This window comes from Streptomyces sp. NPDC003038, assembly GCF_040611115.1.
Classification (GTDB): domain Bacteria; phylum Actinomycetota; class Actinomycetes; order Streptomycetales; family Streptomycetaceae; genus Streptomyces.
The window spans coordinates 267,319-286,407 of the sequence record NZ_JBEXNN010000008.1 but is presented as its reverse complement, the minus strand read 5'-3'; the positions used below and the strand labels follow the sequence as shown (position 1 = coordinate 286,407).

At 71.9% G+C, this 19,089-nt stretch carries 18 protein-coding genes; 6 read left to right on the top strand and 12 right to left on the bottom strand.

Features of this window, described 5'->3' with window-relative positions:
* The first annotated feature begins 2 nt into the window (after positions 1 to 2).
* Both ABZX75_RS13835 and ABZX75_RS13830 read left to right on the top strand, forming a co-directional pair.
* Positions 3 to 725, top strand: a complete 723-nt coding sequence (locus ABZX75_RS13835) for an alpha/beta hydrolase (RefSeq protein ID WP_355410349.1) — start codon at positions 3 to 5, stop codon at positions 723 to 725.
* Between the two features lie 84 nt (positions 726 to 809).
* Positions 810 to 1,181 carry a cupin domain-containing protein gene (locus tag ABZX75_RS13830; RefSeq protein ID WP_355410348.1) on the top strand — a complete coding sequence of 124 codons (372 nt, stop codon included), beginning with the start codon at positions 810 to 812 and terminating at the stop codon, positions 1,179 to 1,181.
* On the opposite strand, the gene ABZX75_RS13825 is transcribed toward ABZX75_RS13830, so the two are convergent.
* Positions 1,157 to 2,362 (bottom strand): ATP-grasp domain-containing protein, encoded by a 1,206-nt coding sequence (locus ABZX75_RS13825; RefSeq protein ID WP_355410347.1) that lies wholly within the window; start codon positions 2,360 to 2,362, stop codon positions 1,157 to 1,159. The genes ABZX75_RS13830 and ABZX75_RS13825 overlap by 25 nt on opposite strands.
* 173 nt (positions 2,363 to 2,535) lie before the next feature.
* Between ABZX75_RS13825 and ABZX75_RS13820 the strand changes: the two genes are divergently transcribed.
* On the top strand, positions 2,536 to 3,552 hold the full coding sequence (locus ABZX75_RS13820; RefSeq protein ID WP_355410346.1) for a helix-turn-helix transcriptional regulator: 1,017 nt from the start codon (positions 2,536 to 2,538) through the stop codon (positions 3,550 to 3,552).
* Between the two features lie 114 nt (positions 3,553 to 3,666).
* On the opposite strand, the gene ABZX75_RS13815 is transcribed toward ABZX75_RS13820, so the two are convergent.
* A complete protein-coding gene (locus ABZX75_RS13815) occupies positions 3,667 to 4,593 on the bottom strand; it encodes a LysR family transcriptional regulator (RefSeq protein WP_355410345.1) in 927 nt (308 codons plus the stop codon).
* A gap of 98 nt (positions 4,594 to 4,691) precedes the next feature.
* On the opposite strand from ABZX75_RS13815, the gene ABZX75_RS13810 reads away from it, so the two are divergent.
* From ABZX75_RS13810 to ABZX75_RS13800, 3 genes are all read left to right on the top strand, one after another.
* Positions 4,692 to 5,996 (top strand): MFS transporter, encoded by a 1,305-nt coding sequence (locus ABZX75_RS13810; RefSeq protein ID WP_355410344.1) that lies wholly within the window; start codon positions 4,692 to 4,694, stop codon positions 5,994 to 5,996.
* A gap of 143 nt (positions 5,997 to 6,139) precedes the next feature.
* Positions 6,140 to 6,790, top strand: coding sequence for a L,D-transpeptidase family protein (locus ABZX75_RS13805; RefSeq protein ID WP_355410380.1), 651 nt, complete (start codon positions 6,140 to 6,142; stop codon positions 6,788 to 6,790).
* A gap of 74 nt (positions 6,791 to 6,864) precedes the next feature.
* A complete protein-coding gene (locus ABZX75_RS13800) occupies positions 6,865 to 7,842 on the top strand; it encodes a sigma-70 family RNA polymerase sigma factor (protein ID WP_355410343.1) in 978 nt (325 codons plus the stop codon).
* Here the strand turns inward: ABZX75_RS13800 and ABZX75_RS13795 are convergent.
* From ABZX75_RS13795 to ABZX75_RS13750, 10 genes are all read right to left on the bottom strand, one after another.
* A complete protein-coding gene (locus tag ABZX75_RS13795; RefSeq protein WP_355410342.1) occupies positions 7,756 to 8,094 on the bottom strand; it encodes an STAS domain-containing protein in 339 nt (112 codons plus the stop codon). The two genes, ABZX75_RS13800 and ABZX75_RS13795, sit on opposite strands and share 87 nt — an antisense overlap.
* 102 nt (positions 8,095 to 8,196) lie before the next feature.
* Positions 8,197 to 9,474 carry a thymidine phosphorylase gene (locus ABZX75_RS13790; protein ID WP_355410341.1) on the bottom strand — a complete coding sequence of 426 codons (1,278 nt, stop codon included), beginning with the start codon at positions 9,472 to 9,474 and terminating at the stop codon, positions 8,197 to 8,199.
* A gap of 133 nt (positions 9,475 to 9,607) precedes the next feature.
* Complete coding sequence (locus tag ABZX75_RS13785; RefSeq protein ID WP_355410340.1) at positions 9,608 to 10,015, bottom strand: cytidine deaminase; 408 nt, start codon at positions 10,013 to 10,015, stop codon at positions 9,608 to 9,610.
* Positions 10,012 to 11,277 (bottom strand): ABC transporter permease, encoded by a 1,266-nt coding sequence (locus ABZX75_RS13780; RefSeq protein WP_355410339.1) that lies wholly within the window; start codon positions 11,275 to 11,277, stop codon positions 10,012 to 10,014. Before ABZX75_RS13780 ends, ABZX75_RS13785 begins: the two co-directional genes overlap by 4 nt.
* Positions 11,274 to 12,389 carry an ABC transporter permease gene (locus tag ABZX75_RS13775; RefSeq protein ID WP_355410338.1) on the bottom strand — a complete coding sequence of 372 codons (1,116 nt, stop codon included), beginning with the start codon at positions 12,387 to 12,389 and terminating at the stop codon, positions 11,274 to 11,276. The genes ABZX75_RS13780 and ABZX75_RS13775 overlap by 4 nt, the downstream gene beginning before the upstream one ends.
* Complete coding sequence (locus tag ABZX75_RS13770; RefSeq protein ID WP_355410379.1) at positions 12,386 to 14,050, bottom strand: ABC transporter ATP-binding protein; 1,665 nt, start codon at positions 14,048 to 14,050, stop codon at positions 12,386 to 12,388. The genes ABZX75_RS13775 and ABZX75_RS13770 overlap by 4 nt, the downstream gene beginning before the upstream one ends.
* A gap of 207 nt (positions 14,051 to 14,257) precedes the next feature.
* Positions 14,258 to 15,304, bottom strand: a complete 1,047-nt coding sequence (locus tag ABZX75_RS13765; RefSeq protein ID WP_355410337.1) for a BMP family ABC transporter substrate-binding protein — start codon at positions 15,302 to 15,304, stop codon at positions 14,258 to 14,260.
* A gap of 218 nt (positions 15,305 to 15,522) precedes the next feature.
* The gene (locus ABZX75_RS13760) at positions 15,523 to 16,815 is read right to left on the bottom strand and encodes an amidohydrolase (protein WP_355410378.1); all 1,293 of its coding nucleotides are present in this window, start codon (positions 16,813 to 16,815) and stop codon (positions 15,523 to 15,525) included.
* Between the two features lie 136 nt (positions 16,816 to 16,951).
* Positions 16,952 to 18,073, bottom strand: coding sequence for a hypothetical protein (locus tag ABZX75_RS13755; RefSeq protein WP_355410336.1), 1,122 nt, complete (start codon positions 18,071 to 18,073; stop codon positions 16,952 to 16,954).
* Positions 18,074 to 18,121: 48 nt separating this feature from the next.
* The gene (locus ABZX75_RS13750) at positions 18,122 to 19,042 is read right to left on the bottom strand and encodes an N-acetylneuraminate synthase family protein (protein WP_355410377.1); all 921 of its coding nucleotides are present in this window, start codon (positions 19,040 to 19,042) and stop codon (positions 18,122 to 18,124) included.
* Positions 19,043 to 19,089: the final 47 nt, after the last annotated feature.

Here is a 19,089-nt window from a genome sequence, read left to right as displayed (position 1 = left end):
GCATGGCACAGCATGCGCCGCCGGCGCGCGGTGCCCGCCTGGGGCGGGCAGCCGGCGCGAACGGCTTGGGCTCGACGGTCAGTGGTGTGGTGCTCCTGCTTCCCGGGGCGTCCAGATTCTCCCCCGGTCCGGTGCGTCCGCTCGCGCGGGCACTGGCCCGGGCGGGCGGGGCGGAGGGGCTGGTCGCGCACACCGTCGTCCACGGCGGGGCGTCTTCCCGCGAGGACCAGGCGGGGTGGGCGGCGGACGAGGTGGTCCGGCGGTACGGGGACGTGCCGGTGTGCCTCGCCGGTTACGACGCCGGAGGCCGGGCCGCTCTGCGGGCGGCGGGGCACGACGCCGTCAACTCCGTCCTGGCGCTGTCCCCCTGTCTGGGCGAGGCCGCCCGCGCCGACCAGCCCGAACCGGTGAAACAGCTGTCGGGCCGGCAGGTGCTGATCGTGCACGGCACCAACGACGCGAGGAGCGATCCGGAGGCGTCCTTCCGGCTGGCGGCCCGGGCGAAGAAGACCAACCGCTCGACGTGTCGGTTCGAGGTGCACTCGGACGGACACGGTCTGCGGGAGCACCAGGCCGAAGTGATCGCCCTGGCCGTGGACTTCGTGCTCGGCTCCGTCTTCTCCGGCCGCTACTCCCGCCCGGTGACCGACGCCCTGGCGGCTCCGCCGCCGCTGGGTCTGCGGATGCCGCTGGCCTCCGGTTACGGGCGGCTGCTGCGGCGGTGAGGGGCCCGGGTCCGGCGGGCCGCCCGAGCGTAGAGTGAGAAGGAGGACCAGGACTCGGGGGCTTCTCTCCGGGAGGCGATGACCATGGCAGGTCTGGTGAGCAGGGGCTTCGACACGGCGGACGAGACCCGTCCGTTCGAGGCCGGCAAGGGCAGGCTGGACCTGCTCCAGACGGATGGCGGGCCCGTCGGCCGCGCGGTGTTCGAGCCCGGCTGGCGCTGGTCGGAGCATGTCAAGCCGCTGGCCGGTACGGACAGCTGCCAGGCGGCTCACGCTGGATACGTCGTGAGCGGCCGCATGAAGATCGTCATGGACGACGGGGAAAGCGGCGAAGCGGGCCCCGGCGACTTCATCCAGGTGGCGCCCGGGCACGACGCCTGGACCCTGGGCGACGAGCCCTGCGTCGTACTGGACTGGGCCGGCTTCGGCGACTACGCGAAGCCGCCTTCGGGCTGACGCGCCCGCCGCTCCGACGCGCCGCCCAGAAGGCCTGCGGCCCGGGTGAGCGTGCGGGCCAGGGAACCCGCCGTCGGGGCGCTCGCGAGGACGTACGCGTGGTGCAGCGCCCCTGTGGGGGCGCGGCGGACGGTGGCGTCCAGCGGGATCTCCACCTGCACCCGGACCACTCCCGGCACGGCGCGCGCCGCGGCGAGCCGCGGGCGGACCCCGTCGAGGCGGCGGCCGGGCGGGAAGTCCACGTACCGCAGCCCGGCGTGCGCGGCGCGCGGGCTGCGCACCGGGTCCGGCAGGCCGAGCCCGGCGGCCAGGGCGAGGGCGAGGACGTCGGTGCCCTGGGCGAGCCGCAGCAGCCGGGTGAACTGCTCGCCGCCGGGCCGGGCGTGGGCCTCGACGAGGCGGGGGCCGCGCGAGGTGAGGATGACCTCGGTGTGCGAGGGGCCGTCGCGATGTCCGGCGAGGTCGAGGATGCCGCGTACGAGGGCTCGTACGGCCTCGGCGGTCTCCGTGTCCAGGGTGACCGGCAGCTCGTGCCCGAGGGGGGTGAGATCGGGGCGCGTCAGCCGGCGGGTCCAGCCGAGGATACGGTGGCGGCCGTCCTGGGAGAGGGCCTCCACGGCGACTTCAGGACCTTCGAGGAACTCCTCGACGATGAGGTCGGTGACCTCGGGGTAGCCGTGGGCCGCGCTCTGCGCCCCGGCCTCGTCGTGGACGAGCCGCACCCCCTCGCCGTCGGCGCCCCCGCGGGGCTTGATGACGCAGGGATATCCGATCAGGGTGGTGAGGAAGGGCAGCAGCGCGGCGCGGCCGCAGCGGGCGAAGGAGACGGGACGGCCGGGGTGCAGGGTGTTGGAGCGGGCGCGCAGGGAGGCTTTGTCCATGAGGGCGGTGACGGCCGCGGTGGGGGTGCCGGGCAGACCGAGCTCCTCGTTGGCGCGGGCGGCCGCCAGTGCTCCGGCGGCGTCGAAGCCGAAGACCGCGGCGTGGCCGCGGCGGACCGCTTCCATCCTGCCGACGGCTCCGACGAGGTGCCGGTGGTCGCGCCAGTCCGTCCGTACCCGCCGCTCCGCCCCCTCACGGTCGGATGGCACCGACGGACCCGGCGCGACCACCACGGTGCGCGCGCCCGCACGGCGGGCGGCCGCCACCACGGCGGGTCGCGGACTCAGCAGGACGGCCACGGGCTCTCGCCCTTCCCCCGGTGTCCGCTGCCGCATACCGCGCTCTCCCCTCACGCCGTGCAGCCACTGTGCCCCTTCGGCATATGCCGAAGGCCGCCGCGCAGGCATCGTCTTGTCGCCTTGCGGAAACACGAGGGGTTTATAAACGGACACAGGCCGGGACGAATATGCATATGCCAGCCGATGAATCCGCAGAGCTGAGCCCTGCGGCCCAGCGCCTGTACGCGTATGCGGTCGAGCGGCATGCCTTCGACGCGGCCCAGGCGACGGAGGCCCTCGGCGTGCGCGCGGCCGCCGCGATCACCGAGCTGGCCGCCGCGCATCTGCTCCAGCGGGCCCCCGACGGCGGGGCGGACCGGTGGAGCGCGGTCTCGCCCCGGGCGGCGGCGGCCCGGGCGCTGGCCCCGCTCGCGCTGCTCGCACGGGAGACCCACGACGAGATGGACCGGGTGCGGGAGCGGCTGGAGACGCTGGTGCCCGCGTACGAGGCGGGGACCGCGCACCGGGATCTGAGCGGGGCGGGGCGGCTGGAGCTGGTCACGGACCTGGGGGCGGTCCGCGCGCTGATCGGGGAGCTGGTCGCGGCGTGCGAGCGCGAGCTGCTGACCTCGCAGCCGGGCGGAGGCAGGCCGCTGGAGACCCTGGAGGAGTCGATCGGGCGGGACGAGTCGCTGCTGTCGCGCGGGGTGCGGATGCGGACGATCTACCAGCACACGGCGCGCTATTCGCGGCCGACGGCGGCGTACGTGGAGCGGGTGACGGCGCTGGGCGCGCAGGTGCGGACGCTGGGCGACGGGCTGATGCGCATGCTGGTCTTCGACGACCACACGGGCCTGATGGCGGTGCCGGACCGCGCGGGGGCGGCGCTGGTGGTGCGCGAGCCGAATGTCGTGCACTTCATGACGGCCGCCTTCGAACGGTCCTGGCTGGAGGCGGAGCCCTTCCCGACGACGGTGAGCCCGGAGGCGGCCCGGTCGATCTCGGACGAGCTGAGGCAGACGATCGTACGGCTGCTGTCGGAGGGGCTGGAGGACAAGGTGATCGCGCGCCGGCTGGGCATGTCGGAGCGGACCTGCCAGCGGCACATCGCGGAGATCATGCGGGCGGTGGGCGCGAAGTCCCGTTTTCAGGCGGGGTACTTGCTGGGCGCTGCCGCGCCGTGGGCGCCGGAGCCGGAGGAGGAGGCTTGAGCCGGGCCGCGCCCGGTCCTGGGGCTCCGCCCCAGACCCCGCCCCTCAAACGCCGGCGGGGCTGGAACTGCGGCTCGAACGCCGACCGGGCTGGACGGGGCGGCTCGTGAGTGCTTACAGCTCCGGGATCAGGCGGCCGCGGCGGGAGAGCAGGAAGCGCTTGAACTCTGCGACCGGTGGGGTGTCGGGGTGGCCGTCGAGCCAGGCCACGCCGATCTCGCGGACCGCGCGCGGGGCCGTGACCGTCAGCTCGACCACGCCGGGGCGGGCCACGGCCGGGGGCGGCAGGAGGGCCACGCCCAGGCCGGCGGCGACGAGGCCGCGCAGGGTCTCGGCCTCCTCGCCCTCGAAGGCGACGCGGGGGGTGAAGCCGGCCTCCGCGCACAGGTCGTCGGTGATGCGGCGCAGGCCGTAGCCCGGTTCGAGGGTCACGAAGGTTTCCTCGGCGGCCTCGGCGAGGCGGATGCGCTTGCGGGTGGCGAGGCGGTGGTCGTCGGGGACGACCAGGCGCAGCCGTTGCTCGTCGAGGCGGCGGGCGACGAGGTCGGGGGCGTCGGGGAGCGGTGAGGTCAGGCAGAGGTCGAGCTCGCCGGTCCGGAGCCGTTCCAGCATGGCTTCGCCGTAGTTCTGGACGAGGGAGAAGCGCACGCGCGGGTGGTCGGCGCGGAAGGCGCGGATCAGGCCGGGTACGGTCTCGGGGCCCAGGGTGTGCAGGAAGCCGAAGGCGACTTTGCCGAAGGCCGGGTCGGCGTCCAGCTGGAGGGATTCGGCGGCGCGGGCGATCCCGTCCAGGGCCTGTTCGGCGGAGGCCAGGAAGGTGCGGCCCGCCGTGGTGAGGGAGACGGTGCGGCCCTTGCGGGCGAACAGCGTGACGCCCAGGTCGTGTTCGAGGCGGACCATGGCGCGGGAGAGGGTGGACTGCGGGACGCCCAGCTCGTGCGCGGCGCGGGTGACGTGCTCGTGCCGGGCCACCGCGGCGAAGTACGCGAGGCGCGGGGCCAGCAGACGTGTCATCGCCATGTCTTCTTCGTAACGGTTCATCGACAGACGCCATCCTGAGCTGGGGTGATGCACGAGTGGATCGATTATCGCGAATTTGTGCATTGGACGCATGAAAAAGGGGGCCCTACCGTCGTCGTATGCCTCCCGCTCATACCGGGGCACCCGTCATCGTGGGTGCCTCCACCTCGTCGTTCCTTACCTCTGCGCCGCAGGGCGCCGGACCCGAAGCCCACTCACCCGGCAGCCCCGGCTACCGCCGCCTGAGCCTCGCGCTCTTCGCCGCCGGGCTCGCGACCTTCGCCCTCCTCTACTCCACCCAGGCGCTGCTCCCCGCGATCTCCGGCGACTTCGGCGTGACGGCGGGCCAGGCCAGCTGGACGGTGTCGGCGGCCACCGGTGCGCTCGCGCTGTTCGTGCTCCCGCTCAGCGCGCTGTCCGAGCGGTTCGGCCGGACCCGGATGATGACCTGGTCGATGGTGGTGGCCGTCGGCGTCGGCCTGCTGGTGCCGTTCGCGCCGAGCCTGGAATGGCTGGTGGCGCTGCGCGCGGTGCAGGGCGCGGCGATCGCCGGTATCCCGGCGTCCGCGATGGCGTACCTGGCGGAGGAGGTCAAGCCGAAGGCGCTGGTGGCCGCCATCGGACTGTTCGTGGCGGGCAACTCCATCGGCGGCATGAGCGGCCGTCTCGTCACCGGCTGGGCGGCCCAACTGGGCGGCTGGCGGGCCGGACTCGCCGCCGTCGGAGTCATGTCGCTGCTCTGCGGGGTGGCGTTCCTCGTGCTGCTGCCCCGGGCCCGGTTCTTCCGCCCGGCGTCGCTGAACCCGCGCGCGGTCGGGCGGACCGTCCGCGGCCACCTGCGCGATCCGCTGCTGCTGCGGCTGTACGGCATCGGCGCGCTGTTCATGACCGTCTTCGGCGCCGTGTACACCGTCATCGGTTACCGCCTGATGGACGAGCCGTTCTCCCTCGGGCAGGGCGTGATCGGGTCGGTCTTCCTGATCTACCTGGTCGGTACGGTCTCCTCCGCCGCCGCCGGTCAGCTGGTGGCCCGCACGGGGCGGCGCGGCGCGCTGTACCTGGCCGTGACCACCACCGCCCTCGGGCTGCTGCTCTCGCTGGCCGGGTCGCTGGCCGCGATCCTGCTGGGGCTGGTCCTGATCACGGCGGGATTCTTCGCGGGCCACGCGGTGGCCTCCTCCGCGGTGAGCCGGACGGCGAAGACGGGCCGGGCGCAGGCCTCCGCCCTCTACCAGTCGGCGTACTACCTCGGCTCCAGCGCCGGCGGCACGCTGGGCGCGCTCGCCTACCACTGCGCCGGCTGGGCGGCCACGGTGGGCATCGCGCTGCTGGCCGTGCTCGGCGTCGTGTCGATCACGCTGTACGGGAGCCGCGCGGCCCGCGCGCAGCGGAGGCTCACGCCGGAGGCGACCCTCGCGCGCTGAGGAAATCTACGCCGCCCCCTCGTGAACCTCCTCCCGTATAGCGGGCATTGAACCGGGGAATGTACTGCGAGTCAGGGGAGGACCGGATGGGGTCGATACGCACGCGCGCGAGGCGGCGGGCCGCGGCGGTACTGGGCGGGGCGATGGCGCTGGCCGTACCGATGGTGGTGGCGGGAGGCGGGACGGCGCGGGCCGCCTCCTGCAACGTGACGACGGGGCCGTACCAGCGGCAGGTCGAGCAGTTCCTCGGCCGACCGGTGGACGGCAGGCAGTCGGCGGCCGATTGCGCGGCCGTCCAGGCCTTCCAGGGCCGGCACGGGATCACCCCGACCATGGGGTACGCCGGGCCGCTGACCTGGCAGACGATGAGTACGATGCTGGCCCAGCGGGCGGCCGGCACCACCCCGAACCGGGACGGGCACTGCCCCGCCAACCTGGGGCGCGTCGCCTGCGTCGACCTGACGCGGCAGCTCACCTGGATCCAGGACGGCGCGGTCTTGAAGTACGGCCCGGTCCCGGTGCGCACCGGGAAGGACGGCACGGAGACGCGGACCGGGCTGAAGAAGATCTACTACCGCAACATCGACCACTGGTCGACGATCTACAACGTGGCGATGCCCTACTCGCAGTTCTTCGACGGCGGCATCGCCTTCCACTCCACCAAGAAGAGCATGTGGAACCCTCCCGGGTCGGGCGGCTGCGTGAACATGCGCCCGGCCGACGCCAAGGCGTACTGGGACATGCTCAAGAACGGCGACGACGTGTTCGTCTACGGTCGCAAGCCGGGCACGTAGCCTTTCGGGCTGCCGTTGTCGGACCCCTCCGGTAGTTTCCGAAGTATCGGGTTCTACCAGGGGGATCGGCAGACATGACAGACCTCGCGACCGGCACGGACCTCGACGCGGCGATGGACCGCTACCGCGTCGAGCTCACCGGCTACTGCTACCGGATGCTCGGCTCGTCCTTCGACGCCGAGGACGCGGTACAGGACACGTACATCCGCGCCTGGCGCAGCTACGAGAAGTTCGAGGGGCGGTCCTCACTGCGGTCGTGGCTGTACCGGATCGCCACCAACGTCTGCCTGGACCTGCTGAACGCCGGGAACAAGCGGGCCCGTCCCATGGACCTCACCGCCCCGCAGCACCAGGCCTCCGCCGTCCTCAACGAGCGGCCGGAGGTGACCTGGCTGGAGCCGGTCCCGGACGGCCGGGTGCTCCCGCAGACCGCCGACCCGGCGGAGATGGCGCTGGCGAGGGAATCCGTACGGCTGGCCTTCGTCGCGGCGCTCCAGCACCTGCCGGCGAAGCAGCGGGCCGTGCTCATCCTGCGCGAGGTGCTGGCCTGGAAGGCCGACGAGGTCGCACAGCTGCTGGAAACGACGGTGGCGTCGGTGAACAGCGCGCTCCAGCGGGCGCGGGCGACCCTCGCCGGCCAGGGGCTGCGCGAGAGCGACCCGGCGGATCCACTGGACCCGGACCAGTCCCAGCTCCTGGAGCAGTACCTCTCGGCCTTCGAGGCGTATGACATCGCGCGGCTCACCACGCTCCTGCACGAGGACGCGGTGCTGTCGATGCCGCCGTTCGACCTGTGGCTGCGGGGTCACGCGGACATCGCCGCCTGGCACCTGAACCAGGGCATCGGCTGCAAGGGCTCGCGCCTGATCCCGACGACGGCGAACGGCATGCCGGCCTTCGGGCAGTACCGGCCCGCGGCCTCCGGCAAGGGCCACACCCCGTGGGCCCTCCAGGTCCTGGAGATCTCAGAGGGCCGGATCGTCGGGCTCAATGCCTTCCTGGACACCGAGCGGTGGTTCCCGCTCTTCGGCCTCCCCGAGCAGCTCGACTAGCCCGACGAGCCGGAGCAGGGCCCGGTAGGCGGGCCCCGCACCGGTGACGGTGAAGGCCCCGCGCCCCCGCGCCGTCAGCCGCAGCCGGGCCAGTGCCTCGACGGCGGCCAGGCCCGGTGCGGTGACCGCACTGGCATCGCACACCACGGCGCTCGCACCGGCCGCGTAGAGCCGGGCCAGCCGCGCGCACAGCCGGGCCGTGTCCTGCGCGGTCGGTTCGGGCCCGGGCAGGACGAGTCGTTTGATCTCCACGCGGGGTGGACTCCCCCGCCTGTCGAAACTCATCGCCGGGCCGCGGAACGAGACGGCGCCGGCGCGGCCCCCGTGGGGCCGCGCCGGCGGGATCGGGGGTGGCTACGCGATGCGGTCCAGCACGATCGGGGACGGCGTGAAGGACGTGCCCGCCGGGGCGATGTCGTACGTGCCCTCCAGCGCGGCCAGGGCGTAGTCGAACTTCTCCGGGGTGTCGGTGTGCAGGGTCATCAGGGGCTGGCCCGCCGTGACCGTGTCGCCCGGCTTCGCGTGGAGCTCGATGCCCGCGCCCGCCTGGACCGGGTCCTCCTTGCGGGCTCGGCCCGCGCCCAGGCGCCAGGCGCTCACGCCGACCCCGTACGCGTCCAGGCGGGTCAGGACGCCCGAGGCCGGGGCCGTCACCACGCGCCGCTCGCGCGCCACCGGGAGCGCCGCGTCGGGGTCGCCGCCCTGCGCCGCGATCATCCGGCGCCAGACGTCCATCGCCGAGCCGTCGGCCAGGGCCTTCGCCGGGTCGGCGTCCTTGATGCCGGCCGCGTCCAGCATCTCCCGGGCCAGGGCCAGGGTGAGCTCCACGACGTCCGCGGGGCCGCCGCCCGCCAGGACCTCGACCGACTCGCGGATCTCCAGCGCGTTGCCGGCCGTCAGGCCGAGCGGGGTGGACATGTCGGTGAGCAGGGCGATCGTCTTGACGCCGCTGTCGGTTCCGAGGGCGACCATCGTCGACGCCAGCTCCCGCGCGTCCTCGATGTTCTTCATGAAGGCGCCGCTGCCGACCTTCACGTCGAGCACGAGGGAGCCCGTACCCTCGGCGATCTTCTTCGACATGATCGAGGAGGCGATCAGCGGGATGGCCTCGACCGTGCCGGTGACGTCGCGCAGCGCGTAGAGCTTCTTGTCCGCCGGGGCCAGGCCGTCGCCCGCCGCGCAGATGACCGCGCCGGTCGTGTCCAGGACGTGCAGCATCTCCTCGTTGGAGAGCAGCGCGCGCCAGCCGGGGATGGACTCCAGCTTGTCGAGGGTGCCGCCGGTGTGGCCGAGGCCGCGGCCCGACAGCTGCGGCACGGCGGCGCCGCAGGCAGCGACCAGCGGGGCGAGCGGCAGCGTGATCTTGTCGCCGACGCCGCCGGTGGAGTGCTTGTCGGCGGTGGGGCGGGAGAGGGAGTCGAAGTTCATGCGCTCGCCGGACGCGATCATCGCGGCCGTCCACCGGGCGATCTCGGCCCGGTTCATCCCGTTCAGCAGGATGGCCATCGCCAGCGCCGACATCTGCTCGTCGGCGACGACACCGCGCGTGTACGCGTCGATGACCCAGTCGATCTGCTCGGGGCTCAGCTCACCGCGGTCCCGCTTGGTCCGGATGACGGAGATGACGTCCATGAGGTGACTTCCTTCTACGCGCATAGAGAGAGGTGGCTTTGAAGAGATGTGAAGAGAGGGGTGCCGGAAGGCGGTGGGGAGGGAGGAAGGGCGACGGCCCTCCGCCCGGCAGGGGCGAAGGGCCGTCGCACGGCTATCTCAGGTGGTCGGGCCCGAAGGCCTGCGGCAGCATCGCCGCCAGCGGGACGATCCCGTCCGGGGTGTCCACCAGCAGGTCCGGCCCGCCGAATTCGTACAGCAGCTGGCGGCACCGCCCGCAGGGGACCAGGAGCTGTCCCTTGCCGTCCACGCAGGTGAAGTGCGTGAGGCGGCCGCCCCCGGTGGCCTGGAGCGAGGAGACCAGCCCGCACTCGGCGCACAGGCCCAGCCCGTAGCTGGCGTTCTCGACGTTGCAGCCGGTCACGACCCGGCCGTCGTCCACGAGGGCGGCGACCCCGACCGGGAAGCCCGAGTAGGGCGCGTACGCGTGGGACATGGCGTCCCGGGCCGCGCCGCGCAGGGCTTCCCAGTCCGGGGCGGGAGCCGGGTCCGGGTTCGTCACTTGCCCTGGCCCTTGCGGTACGGGAGCCCGTCCGCCTTCGGCATCCGCAACCGCTGCGCCGACAGGGCGAGCACCAGCAGGGTCGTCACGTACGGGGCGGCGTCCACGAACTGGCTCGGCACCTCGTCGGTCAGCATGTACCAGACGAAGAGCAGGACGGCGAAGACCGCCGAGACGCCCGCCTGGACGTACTTCTTCTTGTACAGCTGCCAGGCGCAGACGAGCAGCAGCAGGATCGCGATCAGCAGCAGCATCGCGTGGACGTTCTCGGCGCCGCCGCGCAGCTTGAGGCTGTCGATGAAGCCGAACAGGCCGGCGCCCAGGGCCATGCCGCCCGGCATCCAGTTACCGAAGATCATCGCGGCGAGGCCGATGAAGCCGCGGCCGCCGGTCTGGCCCTCCTGGTAGATGGGGCTGGCGACGATCGACAGGAAGACGCCGCCGAGGCCCGCGAGCGCGCCCGATACGACCACGGCGATGTACTTGTACTTGTAGACGTTGACGCCCAGCGACTCCGCGGCGACGGGGTTCTCGCCGCAGGACCGCAGCCGCAGGCCGAAGGTGGTCCGCCACAGCACCCACCAGCTGCCGGGGATCAGCAGCAGGGCCAGGACGGTGAGCAGCGAGATCTCGGTGACCAGGCCGCCGATGACGCCGCCGAGGTCGGAGACGAAGAACCAGTGTGTGGCCTGGAGATCCGCCATCCAGTCGGACAGCCCTGGCACGGTGACCTTGTAGATCCCCTCGACCTGCGGCGACTGCTTGGAGGAGCCGCCCGGCGCCTCGGCGAAGGTGAAGTTCGACAGGTACTGGGTGAAGCCGAGCGCCAGGATGTTGATCGCCACACCGGAGACGATGTGGTTGACGTTGAAGGTGACCGTGATGATCGCGTGCAGCAGACCGCCGACGGCGCCGCCGGCGATGCCGACGAGGACACCGCTCCAGGGCCCCCACTGGTAGCCGGCCCAGGCACCGAACCAGGTGCCGAGGATCATCATGCCTTCGAGGCCGATGTTGACGACGCCCGCGCGCTCGGCCCACAGGCCGCCGAGACCGGCGAGGCCGATCGGCACGGCGAGCGAGAGGGCGCCGGAGACCTGGCCGACCGAGGTCAGGTCGTCCGCGCCGCTGATCACGCGGACCAGCGAGACCAGCGCGAGGCCGCCCGCGATGATCAGCATGATCCAGGGCAGGGTGAGCTTCTTGCGGCCGCCCGGCTTCTTGGGGGCGGCGTTCGTCGCGGAGACGGTGCTGGTGCTCACGCCGCGACCTCCTTGTCGGTCTTGATGGCGCCACCGGCGGCGAGTTCCTCGCCGACCTTCTGCTGCTGGCGGCGGATCCCGTAGCGGCGGACGAGCTCGTACGAGACGACGACCGCGATCACGATCAGGCCCTTCATGATCGTGCCGATCTCCTTCGCGTACCCGGCCGTGTCGAGCGAGGCCGAGGCCTTGTCGATGAAGGCCATGAGGAACGCGGCGAAGAGGATGCCGACCGGGTGGTTGCGGCCGAGCAGCGCGATGGTGATGCCGGTGAAGCCGACACCGACCGGGAAGGACAGGCTGTACGTGTGGCTCTCGCCCAGCAGCACCGGCATGCCGGCGAGGCCGGCGACGGCGCCGGAGATGAGCATCGAGGTGATGATCATCTTCTTGGCGTCCACACCCGAGGCCTGGGCCGCCGACTCGCTGGCGCCGGTGGCGCGCAGGTCGAAGCCGAAGCGGGTGCGGCCCAGCACGAACCAGTAGACGATGCCGAGCGCGAAGGCGACGAAGGTGAAGCCGTAGATCTCCAGGCCGTCGTTCATCTGCAGCGCGGGGAACCAGCCGGACTCGGCGATGTCGCCGGTGGTCAGGTCGTTGGACCCGGGCGGCTGGACGCCGAGGTTCGTCGGGAGGATCAGATAGGCGATCAGGCTGGTCGCGATGGCGTTCAGCATGATCGTGGAGACGACCTCGCTGACGCCGCGCTTGGCCTTGAGGACACCGGCGATGCCGGACCAGAAGGCACCGACCATCATCGCGACGACCACGATCAGCAGGATGTGCAGCGGGCCGGGCAGGGCGACGGCCGTGCCAACGACCGCGGAGACCATCGCCGCGAGGCGGTACTGGCCGTCGACGCCGATGTTGAAGAGGTTCATCCGGAAGCCGATGGCCACCGCCAGGGCCGCCAGGTAGTACGTACCGGCCTGGTTCACGATGAGGACCTGAACGTCCTCGTAGCCGGCGTTCTCCACCATCAGGCGCAGCGGCTCGATCGGGTCCACGCCCGTCGCGGCGAGCACGACGATGGTCAGCAGGAAGGCACTGACCAGCGCGAGCGCGGGGCCGGCGACGGCCAGGAGCAGCCGGTCCTTGTCGAATTTCTTCATCGGGCCTCGTCCTCCGGCGATTCGGTACCAGCGTCGGCACCGGCGGAGTGGTTGTCGGTTGCTTCCAGGTGCCCGGAGGCGGCGCCCGTCATGGCGGTGCCGAGTTCCTCGGGGGTGACGGTCGCGGGGTCGGCGTCCGCGACCAGGCGGCCGCGGTAGATGACGCGCAGGGTGTCGGACAGGCCGATGAGCTCGTCCAGGTCGGCGGAGATCAGCAGCACGGCCAGGCCCTCGCGGCGGGCCTCGCGGATCGCGTCCCAGATCTGCGCCTGCGCGCCGACGTCCACACCGCGCGTGGGGTGGGCCGCGATGAGGAACTTCGGGCGGTGGCTCATCTCGCGGCCGACGATCAGCTTCTGCTGGTTGCCGCCGGAGAGCGAGGCCGCGGTGACCTCGATGCCGGGCGTGCGGACGTCGTACTCGCGCACGATGCGCTCGGTGTCCTTGCGGGCGGCCTTCGGGTCGAGGATGCCGCGCTTGGAGTTGGGCGCCTCGGTGACGTGGCCCAGGATGCGGTTCTCCCACAGCGGGGATTCCAGCAGCAGGCCGTGGCGGTGGCGGTCCTCGGGGATGTACCCGATGCCGGCCACGCGGCGCTTGCGGACCGGGGCCTTGGTGATGTCCTCGCCGTCCAGCGTGATCACGCCCGCGTCGGCGGAGGCCATGCCCATGAGGGCTTCGATCAGTTCGGTCTGGCCGTTGCCCTCGACACCGGCGATGCCGAGGACCTCACCCTTGTGGATGGTGAAGGTGATGTCGTCGAGCAGCAGCCGGCCGACCGGGACGCTCTCGTGCACGTAGGAGTCGGCGGGCGACTCCGGCGGTGCGGTGGCCGCGAGCGGGGTGCTCACCCCGGTCTCCGCGCGCGTCAGGCCCTTGACCGTCAGCATGGGCGTGGTGGTCACGGTGGACTCGCGGGTCTCCGGCGACGGCAGTTCGGCGCCGACCATGAGCTCGGCGAGCTGCTTGGTCGTGGTGCTGCGCGGGTCGGCGGTGCCCACCGTGGTGCCGCGGCGGATGACGGTGATGTCGTCCGCGACCTTCAGCACCTCGCCGAGCTTGTGCGAGATGAAGATGACGGTGAGGCCTTCGGCCTTGAGCTCGCGCAGGTTGTCGAAGAGGGCGTCCACCTCCTGCGGCACGAGTACGGCGGTCGGCTCGTCGAGGATGAGGATCTTCGCGCCGCGGTAGAGGACCTTGAGGATCTCCACGCGCTGACGGTCGGCGACACCGAGGTCCTCGACCAGGGCGTCGGGGCGTACGCCGAGGCCGTACGCGTCCGAGATCTCCTCGATCTTCCGACGGGCCTTGGCGCCGATGCCGTGGAGCTTCTCGCCGCCGAGAACCACGTTCTCCAGCACGGTGAGGTTGTCGGCGAGCATGAAGTGCTGGTGCACCATGCCGATGCCGCGGGCGATGGCGTCGCCGGGGCGGTGGAAGGAGACCTGTTCCCCGTCGATGGCGATGGTGCCCTCGTCCGGCTTCTGCATGCCGTAAAGGATCTTCATCAGGGTCGACTTGCCGGCGCCGTTCTCACCGACGAGGGCGTGGACCGTGCCCTTGCGGACGGTGATCGCGATGTCCTTGTTGGCGACGACGCCGGGGAAGCGCTTGGTGATGCCGTGGAGTTCTACGGCGGGGGGCGGGCTGGACGCGTTGATGACGCACTCTCCTTGGCGCGGAAGGAGCGGAAGGCAGGGGGGACAGGGCGAGGAGAGAAGCTATCGCGTCCACGATGCCTCTACGCGCGTAGCACTGTCGGAAGTGAAAACTTGCGGCCGACTGGCCACAGGACACGGCTCGGGGCCCGGGAGCGGCAGAGACCGCTTCCCGGACCCCGGAGACCACATGAGGTGTCGGACGCGGCCTTACGGCGCGGTCTTGACCGTGATCTTCTGGGCGATGATGTCGGCCTTGGCCTTCTCCACCGCGGCGATGACGTCGGTCATCTTCTTGTACTCGGGGTTGGAGTCGGACAGGCCGACACCGTCCTTGTCGAGGCCGTAACGGATCTCACCGGTGGTCGGCTTGCCGTCCTTGACCGACTTGATCAGGTCGAAGACGGAGTCCGAGACGTCCTTGGTGACCGAGGTCAGGATGTGGTCCTTGTACTTCGCCAGACCGGCCTGGTTGTACTGGTCCGAGTCGACGCCGATGGCCCACTTGCCCTTGGTGGCGGCGGCCTCGATGGCACCGGAGCCGGCCAGACCGGCGGCGGCGTAGACCACGTCGGCGCCGGCGTCGAGCTGACCCTGCGCGGCGGCCTTGCCGAGGTCGGGCTTGGAGAAGCCGTCCATGTTCGGCGGCTGCGTCAGGTACCCGGAAAGCACCTTGGCGTTGGGGTTGGTGTCCTTGACGCCCTGGACGAAGCCCGCCTCGAACTTCTTGATCAGCGGAACCTCGACGCCGCCGATGAAGCCGACCGTGCCGGTCTTGGACACCTTGGCGGCGGCGACGCCGGCCAGGTAGGAGCCCTGCTCCTCGTTGAAGACCATGTTGGCCACGTTGGTGCCGGTCACCGAGGTGTCGTCGATGATGCCGAACGTGGTGTCCGGGAACTTCGGCGCGACCTTCTTGATGGCCGGGGCGTAGGCGAAGCCGACGCCGATGACCGGGTTGTTGCCCTTGCGGGCCAGCTCGGTGAGGCGCTGGACCTTGTCGGCCTCGCCCTCGCCGTCGGTGGGCTCCGCCTCGGCGCCCTTGACCTTCAGCTCGGTCTCGGCCTTCTGCAGACCCGCGTAGGCGGCGTCGTTGAACGACTGGTCGCCGCGGCCACCGATGTCGTACGCGATGGCGGCGCCGGCTTCCTGGGTGGTTCCGGTGTCCGACGACTTCTTACCGCCACAGGCGGTGGCCGAGAGGGCCAGCGCAGCGGACGCGATGCCCACAGTGGCGATCCTGGTGATCCGGCGCAAGGGGAGGCTCCTTCAAAACCTGACCGAAGCGCCACGGCCGGCGCTGGTTTCGCGGCGATCGTAACGCGCGTAGATGTCAGTTAAAGGCCCGTTCATGAGTCGTTATCGGATCGTCGCGAATCGGACGGTGACCGATTGGTGACTCCCGATGTGTCCAGCCCTTGCGTACCAAGGGCCGGACGCGTCCGCCGGGAGAACCGCGGATGTTGTATGGGCCTTTACCCGAGCGGCCGGGCGCGTCGGCCGTCCAGCAGGACCGCGGCCGTGAAGAACTCCACGCCGACGGCGATCGCGGACTCGTCCACGTCGAAGTCGCCCCGGTGCAGGTCGTGCTTGACGGTGTCGCCGGGTGTACGGACCCCCAGGCGGGCCATGGCGCCCGGCACGTGCTCCAGGTACCAGGAGAAGTCCTCCCCGCCCAGGCTCTGCTCGGTGTCCTCGACCGACTCGATGCCGCACCGGGCCGCCATTGCCTCGCGCAGCAGTTCGGTGACCACCGGGTCGTTGACCACCGGCGGCACCCCGCGCACGTGGTTGATCTCGAACTTGGCCCCGTACAGGGACGAGACCTCGTCGATCGCCGCGTGGATCATGTCGGGGGCCTCGTGCCAGGCGTTCAGGTCCAGACACCGGACCGTCCCCGACAGCTCGGCGTGCATCGGGATGACGTTGCAGGCGTGTCCGGCCTCGATCCGGCCCCAGGTGACGGACATGCCCGACCGGGCGTCCATCCGGCGGGCCAGCACGGCCGGGACGTCGATGGCCACCCGGGCGGCCGCGGTCACGAGGTCGGTCGTCAGGTGCGGCCGGGCGGTGTGCCCGCCGGGACCGGCGAGGCTGACCTCCAGCCGGTCGCAGGCCGAGGTGATGGGGCCGGCCCGCAGCCCGATCTTCCCCGCGTCGACCCGGGGGTCGCAGTGCACCGCGATCATCTTGCCCACGCCGTCCAGGACCCCGGAGTCGATGGCTTCGGTAGCCCCGCCCGGGAGCACCTCCTCGGCGGGCTGGAACAGCAGCCGCACCGGCTGGGGCAGCAGGCCCTGGCGGTCGAGCTCCGCGAGGACCAGGCCCGCGCCGAGCACGGTCACGGTGTGCACGTCGTGACCGCAGGCGTGGGCGCGGTCCGGGAAGGTCGAGCGGTAGGGGACGTGCGTCTTGGTGTCCGGGATGGGAAGGGCGTCGATGTCCGCGCGCAGGGCCAGCATCGGCGGGACGCCGTCCTGCCGATGCCCGCCACCACCCTCGAACGCGCTCCGCCGCGCTTCGTCCCAGGTGCCGACGTCACAGATCAGGCCGGTCCCGGAGGACAGCACCCGTGGGCGCAGGCCGGCTTCCTCCAGCCGGGCCTTGATCGCCGCCGTGGTGCGGAACTCCTGGTGTCCTAGCTCGGGGTGCATGTGCAGGTCCCGGCGGAAGGCGATCAGTTCGGCACGCAGGTGGTCCGGAAGTTTCCCGGGCAGCTCGGACCGGTCGGACGCGGCGGGCTGGGCGGGCTGGGACTCGCGGGACATCAACTGGTTCACCCGTTGAAGGGTAGGCGTACGGACCACCCAACTGGCTGGAGATCACGAAAAGTTCATGCCGTTAGGGGAAAGAAACCCGCCTCTGGAGGCATGACCCGGTGCGCCGGGGGGTAAACTCGCGCGCTCATCCGGCCGCAGGAGCCGCCCGGACGGGGAGTCTGCGCACCTCACGGGCGGTGTCGGTGACTCCGGCGAGGAAGGTGCGGGCCCTGGGCGAGGCGGAGCCGGTGAGCCAGGCCGGGTCCACATCGCATACGGCGACCGTGACGCCGGTACCGGTCAGGGCGTACGGCAGCGTGTGGACGACCGTGGACGGAAAGCTGACGATGGTACGGCCGATGGGTCCACGCCGCGCGATCAGCTCCAGCGGCAGGTCCGGACGTACGATCTCCAGCCCGGTCGCCTCGCTCAGCGCGCGCAGCTTCTCCGGGGACTCCCGGCGGTGCGCGAAATACCGGGTCGCGCCGTGCTCCAGAGTGAGGGCGCGCACCGCGTCCAGATAGCGGTCCGGATCCACCACCCCCGTCTCCACGAGCGAGGTGCCCACCAGGTCGGTGCCCCTGGCCAGGCGCGGCGGGCCGAAGCGGGACCGGGTCCAGGCGAAGTCGTTGACCCGCAGCGTCATCGCGCCGTGGACGGTGACGGGCATCGAGCTGAAGACCTCCACGCGCCGCCCCCTGCCCTCGCCCGGAGTGAAGCGGCGCCGCGCGGTCGCCGCCACCGGTGCGTACGCGAGCTCGCGCACCCGGCCGGACAGTCCGCAGCCGCCGACCCGGTGCCAGCGTACGAGGCGCTCGCCGCGGGCGGTCTGGGCGACGAACTCCATGGTGGCGGTGCCGTCGTCGACCACGACGAGCTCCTCGGCCCGTACCAGCGTGAGCAGCAGCTGGACGTAGCGCGAGAAGGGGTCGCCGACGACGACCCGGCGCGCCGCCCGCACCTCGCGGGCCAGCGCGGCGAGCGCCTTGAGCGGCGCGAACCCGCCGCCGCGCGCCTCCTGCCACCGCACCTGATGGCCCTCGTCGCGCGCCAGCCCCGCCATCCGGCGCAGCTGGCCGCGGGACATCGGGTCGGTCGGCGGCAGCACGACGATCCGCAGCGGGCCCGCCGCGCCGGCCGGGGGGCCGTCGTCCGCCGGGGCCTGCGCCCGGGCCCCGGTCTTGCGGTGCGCGTACGCCCACTCCAGCACGTTCAGCAGCTGGACCGGGCTCTCGACGAACGCCAGGGCGGAGGCGGAAGGGATCACCACGAACTCCTCGTCAGGGGGCGGGCGGGACGGAACCTCGTACGCGCGTCAGAGCGCCGCCGGCTCGCCCTGGACGCGGCGGAGCTTCTTCATCGGGCCCAGCTCGGACGCGTAGACGCGCTTGACGCCGTCGCCGAGGGCGGTCTCGATGGTGCGGATGTCACGGACCAGGCGGGCCAGGCCACCGGGCTCGACGGAGGCCGCCTGGTCGGAGCCCCACATGGCGCGGTCGAGGGTGATGTGGCGCTCGACGAAGGCGGCGCCGAGGGCGACGGCGGCCAGGGTCGTCTGCAAGCCGGTCTCGTGGCCGGAGTAACCGATCGGGACGTTGGGGTACTCCTCCTTGAGGGTGTCGATCACCCGCAGGTTGAGCTCCTCGGCCTTGGCCGGGTACGTCGACGTGGCATGGCAGAGCAGGATGTTGTCGCTGCCGAGCACCTCCACGGCGTGGCGGATCTGCTTCGGGGTGGACATGCCGGTGGAGAGGACCACGGTGCGGCCGGTGGCGCGCAGGGCGCGCAGCAGCTCGTCGTCGGTGAGGCAGGCGGAGGCCACCTTGTGGGCGGGGACGTCGAACTTCTCCAGGAAGGCGACGGCCTCGGTGTCCCACGGGGAGGCGAACCAGTCGATGCCGCGCAGCGCGCAGTGCTCGTCGATGGCGCGGTACTCGTCCTCGCCGAATTCGACCCGGTGGCGGTAGTCGATGTAGGTCATCCGGCCCCAGGGGGTGTCGCGCTCGATGTCCCACTGGTCGCGCGGGGTGCAGATCTCCGGGGTCCGCTTCTGGAACTTCACGGCGTCGCAGCCGGCTTCGGCGGCGGCGTCGACGAGGGCGAGGGCGTTGCCGAGGTCTCCGTTGTGGTTGATGCCGATCTCGCCGACGACGTAGACGGGGCGGCCGGGCCCGGCGCTGCGGGATCCGAAGGTGCGCAGACGGGTGGCATCGGCATGGGGGCTGGCGACGGTCATGGCGGGCGACGTCCTTCGGTGCGGGGGCGCGAGGGTGCGGGGGCGGG

Coding starts and splice junctions, on each gene's coding strand:
- ABZX75_RS13835 (WP_355410349.1), top strand. CDS start 3: ATGGCACAGCATGCGCCGCCGGCGCGCGGTGCCCGCCTGGGGCGGGCA.
- ABZX75_RS13830 (WP_355410348.1), top strand. CDS start 810: ATGGCAGGTCTGGTGAGCAGGGGCTTCGACACGGCGGACGAGACCCGT.
- ABZX75_RS13820 (WP_355410346.1), top strand. CDS start 2,536: ATGCCAGCCGATGAATCCGCAGAGCTGAGCCCTGCGGCCCAGCGCCTG.
- ABZX75_RS13815 (WP_355410345.1), bottom strand. CDS start 4,593: ATGAACCGTTACGAAGAAGACATGGCGATGACACGTCTGCTGGCCCCG.
- ABZX75_RS13810 (WP_355410344.1), top strand. CDS start 4,692: ATGCCTCCCGCTCATACCGGGGCACCCGTCATCGTGGGTGCCTCCACC.
- ABZX75_RS13805 (WP_355410380.1), top strand. CDS start 6,140: ATGGCGCTGGCCGTACCGATGGTGGTGGCGGGAGGCGGGACGGCGCGG.
- ABZX75_RS13800 (WP_355410343.1), top strand. CDS start 6,865: ATGACAGACCTCGCGACCGGCACGGACCTCGACGCGGCGATGGACCGC.
- ABZX75_RS13790 (WP_355410341.1), bottom strand. CDS start 9,474: ATGGACGTCATCTCCGTCATCCGGACCAAGCGGGACCGCGGTGAGCTG.
- ABZX75_RS13775 (WP_355410338.1), bottom strand. CDS start 12,389: ATGAAGAAATTCGACAAGGACCGGCTGCTCCTGGCCGTCGCCGGCCCC.
- ABZX75_RS13760 (WP_355410378.1), bottom strand. CDS start 16,815: ATGTCCCGCGAGTCCCAGCCCGCCCAGCCCGCCGCGTCCGACCGGTCC.
- ABZX75_RS13750 (WP_355410377.1), bottom strand. CDS start 19,042: ATGACCGTCGCCAGCCCCCATGCCGATGCCACCCGTCTGCGCACCTTC.